At 70.3% G+C, this 23,619-nt stretch carries 20 protein-coding genes and 1 tRNA gene; 4 read left to right on the plus strand and 17 right to left on the minus strand.

Annotated features, from left to right (window positions below; all coding sequences use genetic code 11):
- Positions 1–158: 158 nt before the first annotated feature.
- Positions 159–1,445 carry a sensor histidine kinase gene (locus ACTOQ2_RS17880; RefSeq protein WP_440100647.1) on the plus strand — a complete coding sequence of 429 codons (1,287 nt, stop codon included), beginning with the start codon at positions 159–161 and terminating at the stop codon, positions 1,443–1,445.
- Between the two features lie 237 nt (positions 1,446–1,682).
- Here ACTOQ2_RS17880 and ACTOQ2_RS17885 read toward each other — a convergent pair whose 3' ends face one another.
- Positions 1,683–3,053, minus strand: coding sequence for a cystathionine beta-synthase (locus tag ACTOQ2_RS17885; RefSeq protein WP_440068241.1), 1,371 nt, complete (start codon positions 3,051–3,053; stop codon positions 1,683–1,685).
- Positions 3,054–3,186: 133 nt separating this feature from the next.
- On the opposite strand from ACTOQ2_RS17885, the gene ACTOQ2_RS17890 reads away from it, so the two are divergent.
- From ACTOQ2_RS17890 to ACTOQ2_RS17900, 3 genes are all read left to right on the plus strand, one after another.
- Positions 3,187–4,161: an SGNH/GDSL hydrolase family protein gene (locus ACTOQ2_RS17890; RefSeq protein WP_440100648.1), complete on the plus strand. Its 975-nt coding sequence runs from the start codon at positions 3,187–3,189 to the stop codon at positions 4,159–4,161.
- A gap of 59 nt (positions 4,162–4,220) precedes the next feature.
- Positions 4,221–5,564 (plus strand): outer membrane protein assembly factor BamB family protein, encoded by a 1,344-nt coding sequence (locus ACTOQ2_RS17895; RefSeq protein ID WP_440100649.1) that lies wholly within the window; start codon positions 4,221–4,223, stop codon positions 5,562–5,564.
- A 150-nt stretch (positions 5,565–5,714) separates the two neighbouring features.
- Positions 5,715–6,935, plus strand: a complete 1,221-nt coding sequence (locus tag ACTOQ2_RS17900) for an acetyl-CoA C-acetyltransferase (RefSeq protein WP_440100650.1) — start codon at positions 5,715–5,717, stop codon at positions 6,933–6,935.
- Between the two features lie 82 nt (positions 6,936–7,017).
- Here the strand turns inward: ACTOQ2_RS17900 and ACTOQ2_RS17905 are convergent, their stop codons facing one another.
- From ACTOQ2_RS17905 to mfd, 16 genes are all read right to left on the minus strand, one after another.
- On the minus strand, positions 7,018–7,428 hold the full coding sequence (locus ACTOQ2_RS17905; RefSeq protein WP_440068234.1) for a PPOX class F420-dependent oxidoreductase: 411 nt from the start codon (positions 7,426–7,428) through the stop codon (positions 7,018–7,020).
- A 69-nt stretch (positions 7,429–7,497) separates the two neighbouring features.
- Positions 7,498–7,725 (minus strand): DUF4287 domain-containing protein, encoded by a 228-nt coding sequence (locus ACTOQ2_RS17910; protein ID WP_329093696.1) that lies wholly within the window; start codon positions 7,723–7,725, stop codon positions 7,498–7,500.
- A 186-nt stretch (positions 7,726–7,911) separates the two neighbouring features.
- Entirely contained in the window at positions 7,912–8,697 is a 786-nt protein-coding gene (locus ACTOQ2_RS17915) for a Bax inhibitor-1/YccA family protein (protein ID WP_362684943.1), read from the minus strand.
- A gap of 147 nt (positions 8,698–8,844) precedes the next feature.
- Positions 8,845–9,228, minus strand: a complete 384-nt coding sequence (locus ACTOQ2_RS17920; protein WP_440088241.1) for a winged helix-turn-helix transcriptional regulator — start codon at positions 9,226–9,228, stop codon at positions 8,845–8,847.
- A gap of 133 nt (positions 9,229–9,361) precedes the next feature.
- Positions 9,362–10,240, minus strand: a complete 879-nt coding sequence (locus ACTOQ2_RS17925; protein ID WP_440100651.1) for a helix-turn-helix domain-containing protein — start codon at positions 10,238–10,240, stop codon at positions 9,362–9,364.
- 355 nt (positions 10,241–10,595) lie between these two features.
- A tRNA-Leu gene (locus ACTOQ2_RS17930) sits at positions 10,596–10,668 on the minus strand.
- A gap of 203 nt (positions 10,669–10,871) precedes the next feature.
- A complete protein-coding gene (locus tag ACTOQ2_RS17935; RefSeq protein WP_440100652.1) occupies positions 10,872–12,212 on the minus strand; it encodes an NAD(P)/FAD-dependent oxidoreductase in 1,341 nt (446 codons plus the stop codon).
- A 147-nt stretch (positions 12,213–12,359) separates the two neighbouring features.
- On the minus strand, positions 12,360–13,160 hold the full coding sequence (locus ACTOQ2_RS17940; RefSeq protein ID WP_440100653.1) for a uracil-DNA glycosylase: 801 nt from the start codon (positions 13,158–13,160) through the stop codon (positions 12,360–12,362).
- A gap of 201 nt (positions 13,161–13,361) precedes the next feature.
- Positions 13,362–14,450 carry a hypothetical protein gene (locus ACTOQ2_RS17945; RefSeq protein ID WP_440100654.1) on the minus strand — a complete coding sequence of 363 codons (1,089 nt, stop codon included), beginning with the start codon at positions 14,448–14,450 and terminating at the stop codon, positions 13,362–13,364.
- Between the two features lie 231 nt (positions 14,451–14,681).
- Positions 14,682–15,641, minus strand: a complete 960-nt coding sequence (locus tag ACTOQ2_RS17950; RefSeq protein ID WP_440100655.1) for a Ppx/GppA phosphatase family protein — start codon at positions 15,639–15,641, stop codon at positions 14,682–14,684.
- The gene (locus tag ACTOQ2_RS17955) at positions 15,638–16,186 is read right to left on the minus strand and encodes a DUF501 domain-containing protein (RefSeq protein ID WP_440068220.1); all 549 of its coding nucleotides are present in this window, start codon (positions 16,184–16,186) and stop codon (positions 15,638–15,640) included. The genes ACTOQ2_RS17950 and ACTOQ2_RS17955 overlap by 4 nt, the downstream gene beginning before the upstream one ends.
- A 40-nt stretch (positions 16,187–16,226) precedes the next feature.
- Positions 16,227–16,637, minus strand: coding sequence for an FtsB family cell division protein (locus ACTOQ2_RS17960; protein ID WP_362684919.1), 411 nt, complete (start codon positions 16,635–16,637; stop codon positions 16,227–16,229).
- Positions 16,638–16,879: 242 nt separating this feature from the next.
- The gene (gene eno / locus ACTOQ2_RS17965) at positions 16,880–18,157 is read right to left on the minus strand and encodes a phosphopyruvate hydratase (RefSeq protein WP_350971782.1); all 1,278 of its coding nucleotides are present in this window, start codon (positions 18,155–18,157) and stop codon (positions 16,880–16,882) included.
- Between the two features lie 245 nt (positions 18,158–18,402).
- A complete protein-coding gene (locus tag ACTOQ2_RS17970; RefSeq protein ID WP_440100656.1) occupies positions 18,403–19,347 on the minus strand; it encodes a MazG family protein in 945 nt (314 codons plus the stop codon).
- 9 nt (positions 19,348–19,356) lie between these two features.
- The gene (locus tag ACTOQ2_RS17975) at positions 19,357–20,001 is read right to left on the minus strand and encodes a SurA N-terminal domain-containing protein (RefSeq protein WP_440068216.1); all 645 of its coding nucleotides are present in this window, start codon (positions 19,999–20,001) and stop codon (positions 19,357–19,359) included.
- Positions 20,002–20,028: 27 nt separating this feature from the next.
- Positions 20,029–23,571 carry a transcription-repair coupling factor gene (mfd, locus tag ACTOQ2_RS17980; protein ID WP_440100657.1) on the minus strand — a complete coding sequence of 1,181 codons (3,543 nt, stop codon included), beginning with the start codon at positions 23,569–23,571 and terminating at the stop codon, positions 20,029–20,031.
- Positions 23,572–23,619: the final 48 nt, after the last annotated feature.

A 23,619-nucleotide genomic window follows, 5' to 3' on the forward strand; every position in this document is an offset into this window, starting at 1 on the left:
CACGATCCCGATGATGGTCATCTCTTTCCCCCTTCGACCTCTCAAGGATCGGTCACGGGCTCCCGCCGCCGCCTCCGCTGAAGAGCCGGTCCCGGCGGGGACGGTTCGGCCGAACGGCCGATATGACATCTCCTCCCCGAGGCCTAGGCTCGGGGACCGTGGGAGAAACGAGCCGGTTGGTCTACTGGGTCAAACGCCTCAGCGAGATAGCGTTGATCGGCTGGCTTGTCCTGCTCCTGCTGATCGACGTGGTCGCGGCGACGAACGGCCCCAACCCGGCGATACTGCTGAGCCCCGTGTGCGGCCTGGTGGGCGTCGTGGCGGTGGTGCGCCGCCGCCGCCGGCGGATCGGCGGGCTCGTCACCCTGCTGACGGTGTCGTTCCTGTCCTCTCTGCTCATCGGGATCACCGACGGCGACGGCAGCCCCGGCGCGGCCGAGATCGGGTCGCTGCTGGTCCTCACCGTCGGCGGGCTGCGCGCGATCGAGCCGGTACGGCGGGCCGCGCTGCTCTCCCTCGCGACGATGGTCGTGCTCGAAGCCTCCACCGCCCGCATGAACTCCACGGGCCCGGAGCCGGCGATAGCCGTCGGCTTTCTGCTCTTCGTCTGCTGGTCCTTCGCCGCCGGGATCGGCGCCTACCTCCGCTTCCAGCTGGAGCGCCGCCGGGAGGCCGTCGACACGGTGCGGCGGTCCGAGCGCCTGGAGTTGGCCAGGGAACTGCACGACCTGGTCGCCCACCACATCACCGGGATCGTGGTGCAGGCGCAGGCCGCCAAGGTCGTCGCCGAGCAGAAGCCGGAGGCCGTGGTCCCCTCCCTGGAGGCGATCGCCAACGCCGGGGCCGACGCGCTGACCTCGATGCGCCGCCTGGTCAGCGTGCTGCGCGCGGAGGACCAGGCGGCCCGCTCACCGGGCAGCACCCTCATGGACATGCGCACGATGGTCGAGCGCTTCTCCGCCGCGGGTCCCCAGGTCACCTTCGACATCGGCCAGGGCATCACCGACGACACCGTGGCCCAGGAGGTGATGACCACCCTCCACCGAGTCCTCCAGGAGTCGCTGACCAACGTCCGCAGGCACGCCCCGGGCACCGGCTGGGTCGAGGCGGACCTGAGGCTCACCGACGGATCCGGCCTGCGCGCGTGGGCCGAGAGCGTGCGCGCCAGGACGAGGAACGGCCAGGACCCGCGAAGCCGGCGTGCCGCCTACGCCTCCGCGAGCACCTCGACCGGCGCGGGCGTGGGCGGCGCCTCGGCCACCGGGGGCGCCGTACGGCTGCGGGTGCGCAACTACGGCTCGGCGGCCGACGTCAGGATCTCCCGCCTCGGTGGCGGCTTCGGCCTGGTGGGCATGGCCGAGCGCGTCGAGGCGCTCGGCGGCCGCCTCATGGCCGGGCCCACCCCCTCCGGGGCCTGGGAGGTGATGGCGGAGTTCCCCCTCTGACCCCGGAGGCCCCCGCCCCGGGAGACCTGCCGCTGGAAACCCTCGGATCCCCCGGCAGCGCGGAGCCGGAAGACCTCCCGCTGGAAACCCTCGGATCCCCCGGCAGCGCGGAGCCGGAAGACCTCCCGTTGGAAAGCCTCGGATCCCCCGGCGGCGCGGGGCCGGAAGACCCCCGCGTCTCCGAGAGCCGGGGGACCGGAGGGCCGGGAGACCCGGGAGACCCGGCCGGGAGCACGGCTAGCGGTTGGCGAGGAAGGCCAGCAGGTCCTGGCGGGTGATCAGGCCGACGGGCTTGCCGTCGTCGAGGACGACCGCGGCGTCGGCCTTCTCCAGCGCCTCGACGGCGATGGAGACCGGCTCCCCCGCGCCGATCGTCGGCAGCGGCTGCGACATGTGGGCGGCCAGCGGGTCGGTCGGCCGCACCCGGCCCCGGTACAGGGCGTCGAGCAGGTCGCGCTCCAGGATCGAGCCGACCACCTCGGCGGCCATGACCGGCGGCTCCTCCTTCATCACCGGAAGCTGCGACACGCCGTACTCGCGCATGATCGAGATGGCCGTGTCGACCGACTCGTGCGGGTGGGTGTGCACGAACTCCGGCATGCCGGAGCGCTTCTGGGTCAGCACGTCCTTGACCAGGCCCTCCTCGCTGGAGGTGGTCAGGAAGCCGTAGTCGGCCATCCACTCGTCGTTGAAGATCTTCGACAGGTAGCCCCGGCCGCCGTCGGGCAGCAGCACCACGATCACGTCGTCCGGCCCGGCCCGCTCGGCCACGCGCAGCGCCGCGACCGTCGCCATGCCGCAGGAGCCGCCCACCAGCAGCGCCTCCTCGCGGGCCAGGCGGCGGGTCATGTTGAAGGAGTCCCTGTCAGAGATCGCGATGACCTCGTCGCAGATCGTGGTGTCGTAGTTGGCCGGCCAGATGTCCTCGCCGACCCCCTCCACCAGGTACGGGCGCCCGGTGCCCCCGGAGTAGACGGAGCCCTCCGGGTCGGCTCCGATGACCTTGACCCGGCCGCCGGAGACCTCCTTGAGGTAGCGGCCGGTGCCGCTGATCGTGCCGCCGGTACCGACACCCGCTACGAAGTGGGTGATCCTGCCCTCGGTCTGCTCCCAGACCTCCGGGCCCGTGGAGTGGTAGTGGCTCTCGGTGTTGTGCGGGTTGGAGTACTGGTCCGGCTTCCAGGCGTTCGGCGTCTCCCTGGCCAGCCGGTCGGAGACGGAGTAGTAGGAGTCGGGGTGATCGGGAGCGACCGCGGTCGGGCAGACCACGACCTCGGCGCCGTAGGCGCGCAGAACCGAGATCTTGTCCTGGGCCACCTTGTCCGGCACCACGAACAGGCAGCGGTATCCCCGCTGCTGGGCCACGATGGCGAGGCCGATCCCGGTGTTGCCCGAGGTGGGCTCCACGATCGTGCCCCCCGGGCGCAGCTCCCCCGAACGCTCGGCGGCGTCGATCATCCGGACCGCGATGCGGTCCTTCACCGATCCCCCCGGGTTGAAGTACTCCACCTTCGCGAGCACCTGGGCGGAGATGCCCTCCGTCACCTTGTGCAGCCGGACGAGAGGGGTGTTGCCCATCAGCTCGACGAGCGAGTCATGTACGCGCACCGGGATATCACCTCGAAATACCAAAGCTTGGTCGGCTTGTTGTTGTGGTCGCCGTGATCCCATGGGGGTGGCGGGGACTCGGCTGTGTTGCCAAGGGCAACGCTACCGCCCTGTACGGAGGGAGCGACGCCACGTGATCTGGACACCGGGAGTGGCGAGGACCGCCCGCCGCATCGCCGCGGCGGCCGCGCTGGGCGGAGGAGGCCTCACCGCGCTCGGCGCGGCGACCTACGGCCTGCTGCTGGCCGAGGCGCTGGTGGCCCGCCGCGCCGTCGGCCGCCCGCACGGCATGGAGGGGCCGCCGTCGGACGGCGTGTACGGGACGTTCGGCGGCGAGCCGCTCAGGATGGTCATACTCGGAGATTCCATCTCCGTCGGCCTGGGCACCTCCGACCCGGCGGAGACGCCCGCCGTGCTGATCGCCCACGGGCTGGCCGTGATCGCCGAGCGGCCGGTGCGGCTGACCGTCGCGGGCAGGTCGGGAGCGACCTCCGCGGAGCTGGGCGAGCAGGTGGACACGGCGCTGAGGGCCCGTCCCGAGATCGCGGTCATCTTCGTCGGGGCCAACGACGTCACCTCGCAGAGCAGGCCCGCCCACGCCGTACGGCATCTGCAGAAGGCGGTCAGGCGGCTGCGGGAGGCGGGGGCGGAGGTGGTCGTGGGCACCTGCCCCGACCTCGGCACGGTCCGGCCGATCGCGCAGCCGCTCCGCTGGGTGACACGGCGGTGGAGCCGCCAGCTGGCCGCCGCGCAGACCGTCGCCGTGGTCGAGGCGGGCGGGCGGACGGTGGCCTTCGCGGACCTGCTGGGGCCGGAGTTCGACACGAACCCCGCGGAGATGTTCGGCCTTGATCGTTATCACCCATCTGCTCAAGGTTATCTCCAGATTGCTTACGCGGTGCTACCTTCCGTATGCAGTGCGTTGGAACTCTGGCCCGAGCCCCGGGCCCGGCGCACTGAGTCGATCTACCTCGCGGCGGCCCAGGCCGCGGAGGAGCCCGGCGCCGAGGTCTCCGCGACCCGTGTCGCCGGACGAGCGACCGGACCTCACGGACGGTGGGTGACCATGCTCGGCCGCAGGCCGAGGATGCGGCCCAACGACGCCTGAACACGGTCACCCTCCGCTGCGAAGCCGTAACGCCTCGCCCGCATTGGAGTGGAATACCCGTGATCCGGCCCCTCGCGAAACCGGCCCTGGTGCTCGCCGGAGCTCTGGCCCTGGGCGGCTGCTCCGGCACAGAAGCGGCCACCCCGGACCATCCCACCTGGCACAACACCGAGATGAACGCGGTCAGCCGCACCACCACCGCCGGTGGCGTCGCCACGACGACCTCCATGAAGCCCGACGGCACGCTGGAGACGGTGGCCCTCGACCTGGCCACCGGCAGGAGGCTGTGGGCCCATCCCTCGACCATGGCGGGCCGCCTGCCGGGGATGGGGGTGCCCGCCCCCGCGATCGTCGAGACCTCCGCGGGACAGGCCGTCGCGGTGACGATCGACCCCGCCAGGCGGGGCCGCTGGAAGGCCACGCTCGTCGGCCTCGACGGCAGGACCGGGACGCGCAGGTGGAGCCGCCCGGTGCACTCCACCTTCGGCCCGCAGCGGTGCGGGGCGTTCGTGTGCGTGCCCGAGAACACCGCGCTCGCGAGCGCCCGCGTCGTCGTCCTCGATCCGGTGACCGGCAAGGTCATGTGGAAGATTCCCGGCATCGCCGAGGCCGAGTGGTCCGACGCCTCGCGCGTGGTGTTCCTCCGCCTGGCCCGCCACCCCGTCCTGGAGGCGCGCGACCTGAAGACGGGCAAGGCCATCTGGCGGGTTCCCGTCGAGCAGCCCCTCGGCGCCGGGGTGGACCTGTCGGGAGGCTGGTCCTTCGGCGCGACCGCGGGAAACCTCGTAGGATACGTCGCCCCCTACACCAATCCGAAGACGAGCAAGGTCTCCGCCTTCGGCCTGTTCTCCGTCAAGCTCGCCGACGGCACGGTCAACTGGATGCGCCCGTCGGTGGTCCGCGTCTACCCCAGTGGCAGTCCCGGCTTCGCGCCGGTGGTCCGCCCGGTCGACCAGGAGGGCCGCTACGGCGGGTTCGCCCGGCTGGAGGCCGACAGCGGCCGGGTCCTCGGCCAGATCTCCGCCGAGCAGGTTCCCGAGTCGGGCTGGTGGCTGGCCTTCCCGACCCGGATGGAGAAGGTCGGCTTCCTGCGGCACGGCAAGCCGGGCAACGTCTTCGACCTGCCCACCGGCCGCAACGCCGACGTCAAGGACGAGCGGGCCTGGTCCTTCTGCGTGACCGATCCCAAGCCGCTCGCGCTCAAGGGCCAGAACTCCGGCTTCTACTCGGTGGCCTCGCTGTGCCAGTTCAGGCTCGCCGACGGCACGCGGGTGTCCGGCTCGGGCGCCCCGCCCCTGTGGTTCACCGGCAGCCAGAACGGCTGGCGGATGTGGCGTGACGAGAAGGGCGGCCTCCACGGGATCAAGGACGGCGACGGCACCTCCCCCGGCATGTACGGCTGATTCGCGGCCGGGCCCCCTCCAGCCTCCGGGCGGGAGGGGGCCTTGTGCTTCCCGTACAAAGTTCTGTTACACCGCCCCCCTGGGCGTGGCTTCGGGCATACCGCGCGGTACGCTCCGCTGGAGGAGCAGACACGAACCCAGGAGAGCCACATGCCCGAGGCAGTCATCGTCGCGACCGCGCGCTCGCCCATCGGACGCGCCTTCAAGGGGTCCCTCAAGGACATCCGCCCCGACGACCTGACCGTACAGATCATCCAGGCCGCGCTTGCCAAGGTCCCCCAGCTCGACCCGACCACGATCGACGACCTCATGCTGGGCTGCGGCCTGCCGGGCGGCGAGCAGGGCTTCAACATGGGCCGGGTGGTCGCCACCCTGCTCGGCCTGGACGGCGTGCCGGGCACCACCGTGACCCGCTACTGCTCGTCCTCGCTGCAGACCACCCGGATGGCCCTGCACGCGATCAGGGCCGGCGAGGGCGACGTGTTCGTCTCGGCGGGCGTGGAGTGCGTCTCCCGCTTCGGCAAGGGCAGTTCCGACTCGCTGCCCGACACGATGAACCCGCTGTTCGGCGAGGCCCACGCCCGCTCGCTCAGTGCCGCCGAGGGCGGCAAGGGGGTCTGGCACGACCCGCGCGAGGACGGCCAGGTGCCCGACGTCTACGTGGCGATGGGCCAGACGGCGGAGAACCTCGCCGGGCTGAAGGGCGTCTCCCGGCAGGAGCAGGACGAGTTCGGCGTCCGCTCCCAGAACCTGGCGGAGAAGGCCATCGCCAACGGCTTCTGGGAGAGGGACATCACCCCGGTGACCCTGCCCGACGGGACCGTGGTGAGCAAGGACGACGGCCCCCGGGCGGGGACCACCTACGAGGCGGTCTCCCAGCTCAAGCCGGTCTTCCGGCCGGACGGCACGGTCACCGCGGGCAACTGCTGCCCGCTGAACGACGGCGCCGCCGCCGTGATCGTGATGAGCGACACCAAGGCCGCCGAACTCGGCATCACCCCGCTCGCCCGGATCGTCTCCACCGGGGTGACCGGCCTGTCCCCCGAGATCATGGGCCTGGGCCCGGTCGAGGCCTCGAAGCAGGCCCTGGCCAGGGCGGGCATGGCCATCGGCGACGTGGACCTCGTCGAGATCAACGAGGCGTTCGCCGCCCAGGTCATCCCGTCCTACCAGGACCTCGGGATCGACCTCGACCGGCTCAACGTCAACGGCGGCGCCATCGCGGTCGGCCACCCCTTCGGGATGACCGGTGCCCGCATCACCTCCACGCTGATCAACAGCCTCGCCTTCCACGACAGGTCGATCGGCCTGGAGACCATGTGCGTCGGCGGCGGCCAGGGCATGGCGATGGTTCTGGAACGCCTCAGCTGAGACAGCCGGACCGGCCGAACCCGGCCGGGCGATCGGAGACCCCGATGTCCGGCCGCGGCGTCCCCGCGCCGGGGACGGCCGGTCAGCCGTGCACGTCGGGGCCGGCGCGGGTGATCGCGATCTTCAGGATCACCCGCCGGTCCCGCTCCATGGCGGCCCGGTAGTCGTCCCAGTCGGGGTGCTCGCCGGAGATGTCACGGTAGTAGCCGACCAGGAGATCCATCGCCTCGGGCAAAGAAACGATCTCCGCCACGCCGTCGATCTGGATCCACTCGCCGAAGAACTCGTCGGTCGTCACGCAGAGCGACACCTGCGGGTTCCTGCGGAGGTTGCGCACCTTCGCCGCGGTCTCCCGGGTGCTGACGATCGCGTTCCCCTCCGCGTCGAGCCCCACGGTGACCGGGGAGAGTTGCGGGCGCCCGTCGGCGTGCGAGGTCAGCATGACCGCGCGGTGGTTGGCGCGGATGAACCCGCGTGCCTTGTCATGATCCATGCGCTTATCATGGCGCACATCAAAGCCCGCACCACAGAAAGTGGCGCGGGCTTCACGAAGATAGGCGACTTACAGGTAACGGGTACGGCGATGCCGCTCGTGCTCGTGCACAATGGCGGCGGCGTAGCCGTGGGTCAGCCCGTGCTCATCGGCGAGCCAGGTGGCTCGCTCATCACAGCGAAGGAACGACGGGCCGTTGTCGATTGCTTGAAACCACTCTGGGAGTGCGCGTCCCGTGATGTCCGGGACCCTTGCGATCAGCTTGCTCTGCGTCTCCAGTGAGTGGTTCAACGACATGGGCACCTCCACGGATAGGCTCCTTTGCTCGACAGTGCATCACGAAAGCCCAGATAGCAAGCCCCGAGATGCTCTCTTCCGTCGCGGTTCGTCTATCCCCCGTTGCCTTCCGTTCACTCACGTGTCCGCCAAGAAAAACGGGAGGCCCCGCCGGAACGTGTCCGGCGGGGCCTCCCGGCGCTGTCGTCAGTCGCTACTCGAGAAGTAGCTCAGCAGGCGCAGGATCTCCAGGTAGATCCAGACCAGGGTGACGGTCAGGCCGAAGGCCATCAGCCAGGAGTACTTCTCCGGGGCGCCGTTCTTCACCCCGCGCTCGACCTCGTCGAAGTCGAGGAGCAGGAAGAAGCAGCCGATGAGGATCGTGGCGATGCTGAACACGTAGGCCAGCGGGCCGCCCGACCGGATGCCGATGCCGTCCTCGATGAAGAAACCGGCGACCAGGTTGATGAGCATGAGGCCCATCAGGCCCAGCCCCGCGGCCACGACGAACTTGGTGAACTTCGGCGTCACGCGGATGATGCGCAGCGAGTAAACGGTGAGCATGGCGGCGAACGCCAGAGCCGTGCCGACCACCGCCTGGAAGACGATGCCGCTGTACAGATCGTTGTAGACGTGGCTGATCACGCCGACGGCGACGCCGTAGGCGACCGAGTAGCCGAGGATCAGCACGGGGTTCGTGCTGGACTTGAACGAGATGACCAGGGCGAGGATCAGTCCGACGATGACACCGGCGATCGCCGCGACCATACCGAGGTTGAGCACCCAGGCGACCGCCGCCGAGACGACGAGCGTGCCGAGGGTGATGAAACCACGCACGACCACGTCGTCGATCGTCATCGTCCGCTGTGCGGGCGGCGCGTATGACGGCGTGTTGTACATGCCCTGAAGCTGCTCAGGGGTGGGGGTCGGCGCGCCCCAGCCTTGCTGCTGGCCCTTGGCCTGCCGACTGAATACGGGGTTCTTGCTCTCCATCGCTGCCTCCACGCTGCGACCTACGCGATCAGCGTATTAGATCGGTTGTCACACGGCCGTATCGTGCCGATATCTATGTTGTCCAAGTGACCGTACGGCTACCGCCGATGTTGTCAACGAACGGGTAGCGCGCCCGGTTCCCGGGCCTCACATCTGTTTCGCCGATCGCTCGTCGAAAAGCCGCTGCGACGCCTCGACCTCGTCGAGGTTGCGGCGCGCCCACTCGCAGATGCCGGTCACGGCCACCGACAGGTCCCGCCCCATCCGGGTGAGCACGTATTCCACCGTGGGCGGCGAGGTCGGGTAGACGTTGCGCTCGACGATGCCGTCGCGCTCCAGTGCTCGCAGCGTCCGGGTCAGCATGCGCTGGTTGATCCCCTCGATCCGCGTCTTGAGCCGGGAGAACCGCTGTGCCCCGTGCCCCAGTGCCGCGATCACCAGCAGGGACCACTTGTCCCCGATGTGACCGATCACCTGGCGGGCGATCCCGTTGGCCCGGAGCATGGGCTCCAGGTTCGCCTCGTCCCTCATGGTTACTATTTTATACCTGGGACCCTTCCGAATCCCAGGCCGGGCGGCACATCGAACCGTGACCGCATCCGCACCGATCACCGGCCGACCGTCTGACAGGCGACGCGGTGCCCGCCCAGGGACGCGCGCCCTTTCACGGGAGACGGGTCGCCCCCCGCCCCGCTCGCCGTTCGTCGCCGGCCGGGTGGGTCCCCTCAACTCCGGCGAGCCTTCTCAGCGCGTCGAAAGCGCGTTCCGAGGGGGCGTCCGGCTCAGGCTGGCCGACGACGAGCTGCTGGCTCGCGAGACCGCCGACGCGGAACACCTCATAGTTGAGAGTCATCTCCCCGACCTCGCCGTGGCGATACGGAACGGACCTGTACGTCCTGCTACGGACGTCGTAGCGGGCCCACAGCCTCCGGAAGTCCTCGCTCCCCCGTGAGAGATCCTCGACCAGTTCCAGCACGAACGGGTCCGCGTGGCCCGTTCCGCCGATGGCGCGGAGGTGGGCCACCAGGTCATGGGCCTGCTGTTCCCAGTTCAGATAGAACTCGCGTGCGACGGGGTTGAGGAAGGCCAGCCGCAGCGCGTTGTCGCAGCCGCCCACTCCTCGGTAAAGGGCGGTGGCCAGTGGATTCATGGCGAGGAGGTCGAGCCGGCGGTTCAGCACGAACGTGACCGCGTGATCACACCTCTCCATGAACCGCCGCACCGCCGGACGCAAGCGGTCGGAACCGCCGACCGGCTCGCGGCCGGGGCCCCTGCGGTGCGCGAGATCGTGAAGGTGTTCGACCGCCTCGGGGCCGAGCTGGAAGACCCGTGCCAGGGCTTCGAGCACCCGGACCGACGGATTGCGCTCCCGCCCCTGTTCCAGACGGATGTAGTAGTCGGTACTCACGTCGGCCAGCATCGCGACCTCGTCCCGGCGCAGTCCGGGTGTCCGGCGACGGGTCCGCGGCAGTCCCACCTGGTCGACGGTCGTGACCTCGCGTCGAGCACGGAGAAACTCCCCGAGGGGATTTTTACCGTCCATATTTCCAAGTTACGGTCAGATCCTCCAGGAGGGGAAACGCGGTGGGGTATCCGGCTCCCGCCGGTGCGCCCGCCGCCGAGATCACCGAGCGGGCGGGCCACGGCGGCGCCGTACCCCCGCCCGTCCACATCCCTCCACGCGAAGGGCGCCGAGATGCGGGGGCTCCTCGCCCGGTGGCGAATCCCGAACGCGCCCGGGAAAACTGATCACATTTGGGTAACCAAAATTTCGCGAACGCATTTGGGATGGACGGCCGTGGCCGTTCGGCACCGGTCATGGACGGCCGGATAAACGAGGAAAGGCCCACGACCCGGTTTTCACTGGTCATGGGCCTTGTCCGGCAGATCGTCATGAGTGCCCCCGGAGGGACTCGAACCCTCACTCGAACCCTTTTAAGGGGTTTGCCTCTGCCATTGGGCTACGGGGGCGCCGTAATCATACGTAACGGACCACTCATGCGTAACTGCTCAAGGCAACCGTCGCATCACTTTCATTGGAAACCCGTGGATCGCCTCGGCTTCGGAGGGGCCCGGTCAAGGAATAGCACACCGCGGGGAACGGCGAACCCGGAGGTGGGCCTCGTCGCCCACCGCCGGGTTCGGGAGTCGGTTCCGCCCTGCGGGGCGGGGGATCAGTTCGTCGCCGCGGCGCGGAACTCCGTGCGCGGCTCCTCGATCTCCCCCAGAGAGACGGTCTCGCGCTTGAAGAAGAGCGCCAGGGTCCAGTCGGCCGTCACACGGACCTTGCGGTTGACGGTTGGCACCCGCGACAGGTGGTAGGTGCGGTGCATGAACCACGCGGCGAGCCCGCGCAGCTTGATCCCGTAGACGTTGGCGACGCCCTTGTGCAGGCCCAGACCGGCGACGGAGCCGACATACCTGTGCCGGTAGTCGGCGAGCTCCCGCCCGCGCAGGCTCCGGGTGATGTTGTCCGCCAGGACCTTGGCCTGCCGCACGGCGTGCTGCGCGTTGGGCGCGCAGTACTGGCCGGGGCTGGTCAGGTCGGGCACCCCCGCCACGTCTCCGGCCGAGTAGGCGTCCTCGACGCCGGCCACGGTCAGGCGGGAGGTCGTCTTGATCCGGCCGCGCTCGTCGAGCGGCAGGTCCCCGGCGTTGACCACCGGGCTGGGCTTCACCCCCGCGGTCCACACGATGGTGGCGGCCTCGAACTCCTCGCCGTCGGAGAGCTTGACCAGGCCGCCTTCGCAGGACTCGAGGCGGGTGTTCATCTTGACCTCGATGCCGCGCTCGCGCAGCTGCTCGGCGGTCCACGCGCCCATCTCGGGGCCGACCTCGGGGAGGATGCGGTCGGTGGCCTCGACGAGGATCCAGCGCATGTCCTCGCGGGAGATGTTCCGGTAGTAGCGGGTGGCGTCGACCGCCATGTCCTCCAGCTCGGCGAGCGCCTCGACGCCCGCGAAACCCCCGCCGATCACGACGAAGGTCAGGGCACGCCTGCGCAGGGCCTCGTTCTCGTCGCTCTCGGCCCGGTCGAGGAGCTCGAGCACCCGGTTGCGCAGCGCGATCGCCTCGCCGACCGTCTTGAAACCGATCGCGGCGTCGGCCAGGCCGGGGATGGGGAGCGTACGGGAGATCGATCCGGCGGCCATGACCACGATGTCGTAGTCGATCTCGTGCGGTGTGCCGACGTTGGGGGCGAAGGTGACGGACTTGGCCGCGTGGTTGACCTTGGAGACCCGGCCGTTGAGGATCGTCGCCTTCGAGAGCACGCGGCGGAGCGGGACGACCACGTGCCGGGGCGAGAGGTTTCCCGCGGCGGCCTCGGGGAGGAAGGGCTGGTAGGTCATGTGGGATTCGGGGGTCAGGACGGTGATGCGCACGCTTCCTTCGCGGAGTTCCCTGCGGAGGGTGTGCTGCAGGCGCAGCACGGTGTAAAGGCCGACGTAGCCTCCACCGACGACCACGATGTGCTTGGAGTTGCGGTTCACTTCGACGCCATCCTTAAGTTTCATAGCTTGTGAAACCTTTCACAAGCATACGCTCGGGTCTCCGATCGCGCCAGCCGCCCATGTGGCAACCTGACCAGAATTTCCGCTAACGGCTAGAAACACCCACTCTTCTCAGCGGAATTCCCACTGATCTTCTCTTTGTGATCGAGTTCACAAGCCGCGAAGCACGTTCGCCCTGGTGAAGAGATCGTCGAGCATCCGCGCGGTCACCCGGCCGGTGAAGGTGTTCTGCTGGCTGGGGTGATAGCAGCCGAGAAGATGTGCGGAACTTCCCAGGGGGGAGGTGATCTCCACCTCCGCGCCGTGCCCGAAGGGCGGTCGCGGCCGCGGCAGGGCGTACCCGGCGTCCTTCAGCGCGGGCCAGATCGCCTGCCAGGCGAAGCCTCCGAGCGCGACGACCACCCGTACGTCCGCCGAGACCAGGGCGACCTCGCGGGACAGCCAGGGGAAGCAGGCGGACCGCTCGGCGGGCTCGGGCTTGTTGGCGGGGGGAGCGCACCGGACCGCCGCCACCATCCGCGCGCCGATGAGCCGCTGGCCGTCCCCCGCGCGAAGGCTGGTCTCCTGTACGGCCAGGCCGGTCCGGTACAGCGAGGCGAACAGCCAGTCGCCGCTGCGGTCGCCGGTGAAGATCCTCCCGGTCCTGTTGCCGCCGTGCGCCGCCGGTGCCAGCCCGACGATGAGGATCTCGGGCCTCTCGTCGCCCCACCCGGCGATGGGCCGGCCCCAGTAGGTCTCCTCGGCGAACGCCCGCCTCCTGACCGTCGCCACCTCCTCACGCCACTCCACCAGGCGCGGGCAGGCCCGGCAGACCGACTGCGCGGCCGTGAGCTCCGTGAGGGTACGGCTCTCCCCCGCGAGTTTCCGCACCTCGGCGGGGTCGTGCGCGACCGGGGTGTCGGGACGGGCGGGATCGTCGGGCCAGCCGGATCCGGGAGGAACGTGGGTCATCCCTCGATGGTGCCCGACGCGGGAGACCACGAGGTCCACACCCCGTCGCTCGCGCCGCACGGTCTCCGGAACCCGGGCTCCGCAGGACGGGCGCGGAAACGCGAGAGGCGGCGCCCGCTGGATGCGGGCGCCGCCTCTCGTCTCACTCGGGACGCGGCCCGGCGTCAGCCGCCGGGCACGCTACCTCGACCTACCGTGCCATCAGGCGGTGGTGGTAGCCGTGGCGGTCGGGGTGGGGGTGGGAGTGGGGGTCGGAGTCGGGGTCGGGGTCGGCGTGGGAGCGACCTTGCAGACGACCTTGGCCACCGCGGTTCCGGTGGTCGGGCCGCCGGCGATGTCGATCGCGCGCTTGGACTCGCCGGACGCCGAGGTGCTCCAGGTGTCGGTCACGACCTGACGGTGCGAGCCGTAACCACTGAAGTGGGCGTACTTCCAGTCGCCCGCCACACCGTCACGGATCCAGCGGTACTTCACGGTGGTGCGACCACTCGCGCTGATCGTGCCGGTGAACGTACGGGCCGTCGGGCAGGTGCCCTCGTAGGCGGCCGGAGCGTCGACGGAGGCCCAGACCTTCGGCGACGTGTCCTTGCACCAGATCTTGAAGTAGGCGCGGTTGGAGGAGGCCTCCACCGGGCCGACGATCTGCAGCGAGGCCCAGCCCCTGAAGTCGTCACGGGGCCTGATCACGTGGAAGACCTTGCGCGAGCCGTCGACGCGGACGGAGTCACGGTCGACGACGTGGCCGTTGACGACCCAGCGGTAGTGCACCCAGCGGACGCCGGAGGCGTGGATGCGACCGACCAGGACAGCCTTGCAGTTGCCCTCGTCGACCCACACCTGAGCGCCGACGCGGGGGTTGATGATCTCGTGCTTGTCCTCGCCGGAACCACAGGCGACCGAGAAGTAGCCCTTCGAGGACTTCACGCCGCGCGGGGCAAGGACCTGGATGGCCTGCCAGCCCTTGACGTTGCCCTTGAAGGTGGCCTTCTCCTTGACCGTGAAGCTCTTGACGCCCTTGCCGCGGAAGGTGAAGGACTTCACCTTGCTCTTGGAGCCGTCTCCACGCAGCCACCGGTAGGCGACCGTGGTCTTGCTCTTGACGGCCTTCACCTTGATCTTCGAGGAGAAGGTCACGTTGACGGGGCACTCACCCGCGTACTTCGCGGGGGAGGCCTTGGGGGTGCCGGCGAAGACGGCGGGCCTCGGCTTGGCGGCGGCCGAGGCCACCTTCCCCGCCTGGCTCGATCCGCTGGCCGCCGCCGCGGGCGTGGCCAGCATGCCTACTGCCATGGTTGCCAGCATGGCCGCGCTGGCTCCTGCTGCGGCTAGCTTGCTTGCTAGTCCGGACTTCATGAGGGGATGCTCCGTTCGTTGGGAGGCAAGATCGCTCAGGAGACGGTTGCCGCCCCGACAACAGCTGTGCCGGGCCCCACGGCAAAGCCTCACTAAAGCTTCTTTACCTAACCATAAACGGGAAGCTTTCCTCAATACTCCTTAAACAGGCGAATTGTCTAGGTCTTGTTATGAATCGGCGAGCGACCACGCGATGCCGTCGAGGATGTCGTGCTCACTGGCGACGACATCACCGAAGCCGTACCGGGTCACTATCCGGTCCAGGATGAGCGCGCCCGCCCCGATCACGTCGACCCTTCCGGGATGCATGAGGGGAATCGCCGCCCGGCGTTCAACGGTCATTCCAAGCAACCGCTCGGCGATGTCATGCACGTGACCTGCGGAAATTCGCGAGTGGTGAATTTTCTCCGGATCGTATTCGGGCAGGTCGAGCGCTATTCCGGCGACGGTGGTGACGGATCCGGCGAGCCCGACCATCGTCAGCGCCCGCTCCACGGGCACCTCGGCCGCGACCCGGTCGAGCGCGTCGTCGATGTCGGCGGTCATCGCCTCGATCGCCTCCGCCGACGGAGGGTCACCCGCGTCGCGCAGGTGGCGCTCGGTCAGCCGGACGCACCCGATGTCGACCGAGAGCGCGGCCTCCACGTGCGTCGAACCGAGCACGAACTCGGTCGAGCCGCCGCCGATGTCGACCACGAGGTACGGCGGGCGGGTGCCGTCGGGGGCGGGCATGCCCGTCTCGTACGAGAAGCGCACCAGGTCGCGGGTGGCCCCTGTGAACGACAGCTCCGCCTCCTCCGCGCCGGTGATCACCTCGGGCTCGACCCCGAAGATGTCGCGTACGCCGTCGACGAAGTCCTGCCGGTTGGCGGCGTCCCTCGTCGCGCTGGTGGCGACCACGCGGACCGCGGAGGCCCCGTGCCGGTCGATGAGGCCGGCGTAGCCGCGCATCGCGGCGAACGTGCGCTCCAGGGCCTCAGGCGCGAGCCTGCCGGTCTCGTCGACCCCCTGGCCCAACCGGACGATCTCCATCCGGCGCTCCAGGTCGATCAGCCTGTCCCTGCCGATGTCGGTGACGAGCAGACGGACGGAGTTGGTGCCACAGTCGATCGCGGCGACGCGGATCACTCGGTCTCCTTCGTGGTCGGTGCCGCGGCTTGGGCACACGGTGTCACGTCCCGGGCGACGCACGGCCCGGCGGACCACCAGTCGCCGAGCGCGTCGAGGGCCTCGCGGCCGAAGGGGTTGCTCCCCGGAACCGCCAGCTCGTGCCCGACCAGGGCGTGCAGGCACTTCACCCGGGTGGGCATGCCCCCGGTGCTCTGCATGTCGCGGGGCAGCGGTTCCAGGCCGTCCTCGGCGGCCGCCCTGTCGCGGCGCGCCACGTAGTCGTCGTGGGCGGCCCGGTACGCTTCGGCCAGCTCCGGATCGCCGGCGAGCCTGGCCTGCATGTCCCGCATCAGCCCCGAGGTCTCCAGCGTGCCGATGGCCGAGGCGGCCCGGGGGCAGGTCAGGTAGAACAGGGTCGGGAAAGGCGATCCGTCGGGCAGTCTCGGGGCGGTCTCGACGACGTCGGGAAGCCCGCACGGGCAGCGGTGCGCCACCGCGCGCAGTCCTCGCGGCGCCCGGCCGAGCTGTCGCTCCACCGCCGCCACGTCGCGATCATCAACCATTCGTGACACCCCCTGAAAGACGACACCCAGGGTATCGGCGTCACCCGGCGGCCTTGGCCGCCTTCTGCCCCCTGCCGCTGTCGGCGGCCTTGACCGAGTCCCACAGCGTCTCGTACCACGGTGGCCTGGCGACGGCCTTCCGCTCGCCGGCCGTGCCCTTGCCCGGCGAGGGAGAGCCTCCCATGACGACGTAGCACTTCTGCCCGGGGTCGCAGTAGAAAAGGCGCTCCCTGCCCTGCCGCTTGATGAAGCCGGGGTCGAGAAGCTGCTTGGCGCGGTCGTCCAGGGCTTTGATCGCGGCGATCTCCCTGGCCTTCTCCTGCTCCAGCTGGGCGATCTGGCGGCGCTGGGCGACGTACTCCCTGATGGGGTAGGCGAGGCTCATCGCGATCGCGCACACCACGATCGCGAGCACCGCGGCCCGCCCCGTCAGCTGCGGCCGTGTCGCCATGCGCCCTCCTCCGTCTCCACGCTCTCGTGGCGTCGGCCACCGTGCCCCGCACGGTGGCCGCGACACCGGCGGGGACCGATCTCCCCGCGTCGATCCGGTATCGATCTTTCGTGCCGGCCTCTCCTCGCCGGTCCCCGCACGCCGGCCCCCTCCTCGGGATCGGGGCGGGGAGATCGGCACTCGCGCACGGTGCGGCCGGCGGTGCGGCCCGCGCCCGAGCGGGCGCGAGCCGCCAGACGAAACTACCGCCGGAAGCGCGGGAAGGCGGCGCGACCCGCGTAACGGGCCGCGTCGTCCAGAAGCTCCTCGATGCGGAGCAACTGGTTGTACTTGGCCACCCGGTCGGAGCGGGCCGGGGCGCCGGTCTTGATCTGGCCGCAGTTGGTGGCCACGGCGAGGTCGGCGATCGTGGTGTCCTCGGTCTCGCCGGAACGGTGGCTCATCATGCAGCGGTACCCGCTGCGGTGGGCCAGGTCCACGGCGTCGAGAGTCTCGGTCAGGGTGCCGATCTGGTTGACCTTGACCAGCAGCGCGTTGGCGGTGCCCTCGGCGATGCCGCGGCCCAGGCGCTCCGGGTTCGTCACGAACAGGTCGTCGCCGACCAGCTGGACCTTGTCGCCCAGGGCGCGGGTGATGGCGTTCCAGCCCTCCCAGTCGCTCTCGTCCAGCGGGTCCTCGATGGAGACCAGCGGATAGTTCGCGACCAGGTCCTCGTAGAAGGCGATCAGCTCGGCGGCGGACAGGCCCTTGCCATCGATGGTGTAGACGCCGTCGGAGTGGAACTCGGAGGCAGCCACGTCGAGGGCGAGCCCGATGTCCTCGCCCGCGACGTACCCGGCCTTCTCGATGGCGACCAGGATCAGGTCGAGCGCGTCGCGGTTGGAGGGCAGGCTCGGCGCGAAGCCGCCCTCGTCACCGAGGCCGGTGGCGTAGCCCTTCTCCTTCAGCACGGACTTGAGGGCGTGGTAGACCTCGGTGCCCATGCGCACGGCCTCGCGGAACGTCTCCGCCCCGATCGGGGCGATCATGAACTCCTGGATGTCGACGTTGCTGTCGGCGTGCGCGCCGCCGTTCAGGATGTTCATCATCGGCACCGGCAGCACGTGCGCGTTCGGCCCGCCGAGGTAGCGGAAGAGCGGCAGCTCGGCGCTCTCCGCCGCGGCCTTGGCCACGGCGAGCGAGACACCCAAGATCGCGTTGGCGCCCAGACGGGCCTTGTTGGGGGTGCCGTCCAGGTCGATCATGACCTGGTCGATGCTGCGCTGCTCGGCGGCGTCGAACCCGAGGATCTCGTCGGCGATCTCGTCGGTCACGCCGAGAACGGCCTTCTCGACCCCCTTGCCGCCGTAACGCTCGTCGCCGTCACGCAGCTCGACGGCCTCGAACTGGCCGGTGGACGCGCCGCTGGGAACCGCGGCACGCCCCTGGCTGCCGTCGTCCAGGAGGATGTCGACCTCGACCGTCGGGTTGCCCCGGGAGTCAAGGATCTCTCGGGCGGTGACGCCCTCGATGGAAGCCACGAAGCGCTCCTAAAGTCGCAGGACAGTTTGCCTCAGAAGCCTACCGAGACCTACTTACCGGTACGGCGTCCGGGACGTTTCCGAACGATGATCGTAAAGAGTCCGCAAGGAGTCGCCCGGCAGGGGCGGGGAGACGACCCGGCCGCGCACCGCTCCAGGATCGGCGGAGCGCCCGGCCTCGCCTCGGGGTCCGGGCCGGGCCCCGCGAACCCCCGGAGCGCCCTCAGAGCGGCCATGGACCGGCCTCAGAGCGGCTGGGTGCGGACCTGGTCGCGGTAGGCGCGGGCCACCGCGCGCAGCTCGGCCTCCGGGTCGAGCCCGGCCTCCCCCGCCTGCCGTACGAGCTCGAAGAGCCTGGCCCCCAGGCCGTCGGCGGGAACCCCCTCGGGGAGGGTCGCGGGAGCTCCGGCGCGCTCGGCGCGGCGCAGGAGCTGCGCGGCCAGGGAGAGCGCGGGCTGGCCCATCGGGACGCCGTCGACGGCCGAGCCCGGGTCGCCGCCGTTCTTGGCCGCCCGCTCGGCGGCCTTGATGGTCTCCCAGTTGGCGCTGACCTCGCCCGCCCCCTCCACCCGGGTGTCGGCGAAGACGTGCGGGTGGCGGCGGACGAGCTTGGCGACGATCCCCTCGGCCACGTCGTCGACGTCGAACCCGTCGGGCCGATCACTCGCGACCCGCGCGTGGAAGGCCACCTGCAGCAGCAGGTCGCCCAGTTCCTCGCGCAGCGCGGTGTGGTCGCCCTCCTCGATGGTCTCCAGCACCTCGTAGGCCTCCTCGATGAGGTACGGGGCGAGGGACTCGTGGGTCTGGCGGGCGTCCCACGGGCACTCGACCCGCAGGCGGTCCATCACCGAGACCAGGTCGAGCAGCCGGGCGCCCGGCAGGTCGTACGAGCCCGGTACGACCTCGATCACCGGCGGGTCGTCGAGCGCCACGGCGGCGTAGCCGATGGAGCGCATCAGCGCCTCGTCGGCCTCCAGCCACACGACGGTCGCCGACCCGGCCTCGCGGACCAGCGCGGCCGGGTCCGGGACGACCACCTCGACGTCGACCCCGGCTTCGGCCAGGTAGGGCAGGTGCGGGTGGTCCGCGGACCCGGTGCGCACCGGGCCCTCCTCGAGGACCCGCCACGCGCGGCGGCTGAGCAGCCCCGGGGCGACCCGGGGCGAGGTGGTGACGACGATCAGCGGCATGCCCGGAGGCTACTGCTGCGGCGGCGCGGGCGGCGCGTCGGCGGGGCCGGGGGCGGCGGGGGCGCCGAAACGGCCGGCGTCGACGAAGACGCTCGGCTGCTGCTCGCTCCGCTGCTGGTTCGGCGTGCCGTACCGGGGGTTCCAGGTGATCGGCACGGCCTGCAGGTCCTTGATCGCCTGCTCCTGGCCGCGCTGCAGGGCGGCCTCGTCCGTGCCGCCGCCGTACTGGGTGATGAGCTTGCGGAACAGGAGCTGCGCCCGGATGAAGGGACGCATCTGCGAGGGGGCCACCGCGTTCTGGAGCAGCTGCTGCTCCAGCTTCTGCTGGCCACCCTGGCCGGCGACCAACTGGTCGATCTCGCCCTCGGTGACCGTCATGCCCTTGCTCTCCGCGACCTTCGCGAACTGCTTGGCGTTGGCCAGCTGGAAGAGCACGAGCTGCGGGACGCTGTCCTGGAACTTGAGGTCCGCCGGGGTGACCTTGGCCTTGGCCAGCGCCGCCTCGTACTCGCGCACGTTCCGGTCCAGCTCGCCGGAGCTGATGCGCTCCCCGCCCACGACGGCGGCGGCGCCGGCCTGGTTCGGAGAGCAGGCGGTCAGCGCGACACCGGCGGCGGCGACCGCCAGGATGACGCGAATTCGAGTCGACTTCACATGCGTTCCCTTCACGACAAACGCCGCTTACTCTACCCGCACCGTTTCGAGGAACATCGCCTCGACGAGATCGCCGCACCACTTGAGCAGGTCCAGATCGCGCAGCGGCTGACCGCCGAGGGGCCTGGTCTTGGGCACCGGCACCAGCAACGTACCGGCCGCCTGCTTCAGCAGCGCCTTCGGGTAGAGCCTTTGCAGCCTGACCTGCTGGGAGTCCTTCAGGTCCACCGGCGCGAACTTGATGTTCTGCCCCTGCAGGGTGACGTCGGTGAGCCCGGCGCGGCGGGCGCGGATGCGGAAGCGGGCGACCTCCAGCAGGTTCTCCACCTGCTGGGGCGGCCGTCCGTACCGGTCGACGAGCTCGTCGCGCACCGCGCCGATGTCGGAGTCGGAGCCGATCGCGGCGATCCGCTTGTACGCCTCCAGCCGCAGCCGCTCGGAGGTGACGTAGTCGTGCGGGATGTGGGCGTTGATCGGCAGCTCGACCTTGACGTCGGGCCGCTCGTCCTCCTGGTAGGTGCCCGCCAGCTTGGCCTTCTGCTCCTGCACGGCCTCGGCCATCATCCGGACGTACAGGTCGAAGCCGACGCCCGCGATGAAGCCCGACTGCTCGGCGCCCAGGATGTTGCCCGCGCCGCGGATCTCCAGGTCCTTCATCGCGACGTACATGCCCGCGCCCATCTCGGTGTGCTGGGAGATGGTGGCCAGGCGTTCGTGGGCGGTCTCGGTGAGCGGCTTCTCCGGCGGATACAGGAAGTAGGCGTAGCCGCGCTCGCGCCCCCGGCCGACCCGGCCGCGCAGCTGGTGGAGCTGCGACAGGCCGTAGTTGTCGGCCCGGTCGACGATCAGGGTGTTGGCGTTGGGCACGTCCAGGCCGGACTCGACGATCGTGGTGCAGACGAGCACGTCGAAGTCGCGCTCCCAGAAGCCCACCATGATCTTCTCCAGCTGGTGCTCCTGCATCTGGCCGTGCGCGACGGCGATCCGCGCCTCGGGCACGAGCTCGCGCAGCATGGCCGAGACCTTGTTGATGCTGGCCACCCGGTTGTGGACGAAGAAGACCTGGCCGTCGCGCATCAGCTCGCGCCGGATCGCGGCGCCGATCTGCTTCTCGTCGTACGGGCCGACGAAGGTGAGGATCGGGTGCCGCTCCTCGGGCGGGGTGAGGATCGTGGACATCTCCCTGATGCCGGTGAGGCCCATCTCCAGCGTGCGAGGGATCGGGGTGGCCGACATGGCCAGCACGTCGACCTGGGTGCGCAGGTGCTTCATGGCCTCCTTGTGCTCGACGCCGAACCGCTGCTCCTCGTCGATGATGATCAGGCCGAGCTGCTTGAACCTGACCTCGGGCGAGAACAGCCGGTGCGTGCCGATCACGATGTCGACCGAACCCTCGCGCAGGCCCTCCATGGTCGCGGAGACCTCGCCGTCGCTCTGGAACCGCGACAGCGGCCTGACGTTCAGCGGGAACCCGGAGAACCGCTCGGCGAAGGTCGACATGTGCTGCTGCACCAGCAGCGTGGTCGGCACCAGGACGGCCACCTGCTTGCCGTCCTGCACCGCTTTGAACGCCGCCCGCACCGCGATCTCCGTCTTGCCGTAGCCCACGTCCCCGCAGATCAGCCGGTCCATCGGGATCGGGCGCTCCATGTCGCGCTTGACCTCGTCGATGGCCTCCAGCTGGTCGCCCGTCTCGGCGTACGGGAAGGCGTCCTCCATCTCCCGCTGCCAGGGGCTGTCGGGCGCGAAGGCGTGTCCCGGCGAGGCCATCCGGGCCGAGTACAGGCGGATCAGCTCTCCGGCGATCTCCTTGACCGCCTTCTTGGCCTTGGTCTTGGCCTTGGCCCAGTCGGCGCCGCCCATCCGGTTGAGGGTGGGCGACTCGCCGCCGACGTAGCGGGTGACCTCGTCGAGCTGGTCGGTCGGCACGTAGAGCCGGTCGCCCTTGGCGTACTCGATCACCAGGTACTCGCGGGTGGCGCCCTGCACGGTCCGCTGCACCATCTCGACGTAGCGGCCCACGCCGTGCTGCTCGTGCACGACGTGGTCGCCGACCTTGAGCTGCAGCGGGTCGACCATGTTGCGGCGCCGGGAGGGCAGCCGCCGCATGTCCTTGGTCGACGCCTTCTGGCCGACCAGGTCGAGGTGGGTCAGCACGGCCAGCGTCGGGGTCACGAACCCGTGCTCGACCAGGCCCGTGGTGACGTGGACGACCTTCCTCTCCGGCACGGTGCCGAGGCCCGGCTCCAGGCGCGCGGGCAGGTCGACGCCCTTGAGCAGCTCGACCATCCGCTCGGCGGGGCCGTGGCCCTCGCTCAGCAGGACGACGACCCGGTCGGAGTCGAGCCAGCCCTTGATGTCGGCCAGCGCCCGCTGGGTGTCGCCCCGGTAGGACTCCACCTCGCGCGCTCTCAGTGCCTGCCCGCCGCCCGGCTCGGCGTTGTCGGTGTCGGCGCCGAACGGCGCGAGCGACCACCAGGGCTGGCCGAGTCCCCGCGCGTGGTCGCGGACCTCCTCCAGGTCACGGAACGCCGCCGCGCCCAGGTCGATCGGCGCCTCGCCGCCGGACGCCGCGTTGATCCAGGACGCCTCCAGGAACTCCTGGCTGGTCCGTACCAGCTCGTCGGCGCGCCCCCGGATGCGCTCCGGGTCGCACACGAAGATCGCCGCCTGTCCCGGCAGGTGGTCGATGAGCAGGTCCATCTCCCCGGCGAGCACCGGCGCGAACGCCTCCATGCCCTCCACCGGCACGCCCTCGGCCAGTTGCTCCAGGATCTCGGCCAGCGAGGGATGCGCCTCGGCGAGCTCCCTCGCCCGCTCCCTGACCTCGGCGGTCAGCAGCAGCTCCCGGCAGGGCGCGGCGAACAGCCCGTCCTCGGCCACCTCCAGCGAACGCTGGTCGGCGACCTTGAACCAGCGGATCTCCTCGACGGTGTCGCCCCAGAACTCCAGCCGCAGCGGGTGCTCCTCCGTGGGCGGGAAGACGTCCAGCAGGCCGCCCCTGACCGCGACCTCGCCGCGCTTCTCCACCATGTCGACCCGGTGGTAGCCGTTCTCCACGAGGCTGTGGACGACGGTGTCGAGATCGGCGTCGTCCCCGGCGCGCAGCCGCACCGGCCGCAGGTCGCCCAGACCCTGGACGATCGGCTGGAGCAGCGCCCTGACCGGCGCGACGACCACGTGCAGCGGCCCCGCCGAGTGGTCGCCCTCGACCGGGTGCGCCAGCCTGCGCAGCACCGCCAGCCGCTGCCCCACGGTGTCGCTGCGCGGCGACAGGCGCTCGTGCGGGAGCGTCTCCCAGGCGGGGAAGACCGCGACGGTGCTCTCGTCCAGGAGGCTGGTGAGGGCCGAGGCGAGATCCTCGGCCTCGCGCCCGGTGGCGGTCACCGCGAGAACGGTCCTGGCCGCCCCCTTGGCCCCCTCCCTTGCCAGCGCGGCCACCGCGAAGGGGCGCAACGCCGGCGGCGCGACCAGCGACACGTCGGACGAGTCGCCCCCGCGCACGTCCTGAAGAAGGGAAGCCAGCTCAGGCTCCCCGGCGACAAGGTCCAGAAGTCCGGAAAGACTCATCAGATTCGCCCACAGCCCCACGACGGCAACACGACAACCCCGGGCCGG

Origin of the sequence: Streptosporangium sp. H16 (assembly GCF_051918855.1) — a bacterium.
GTDB lineage: Bacteria > Actinomycetota > Actinomycetes > Streptosporangiales > Streptosporangiaceae > Streptosporangium.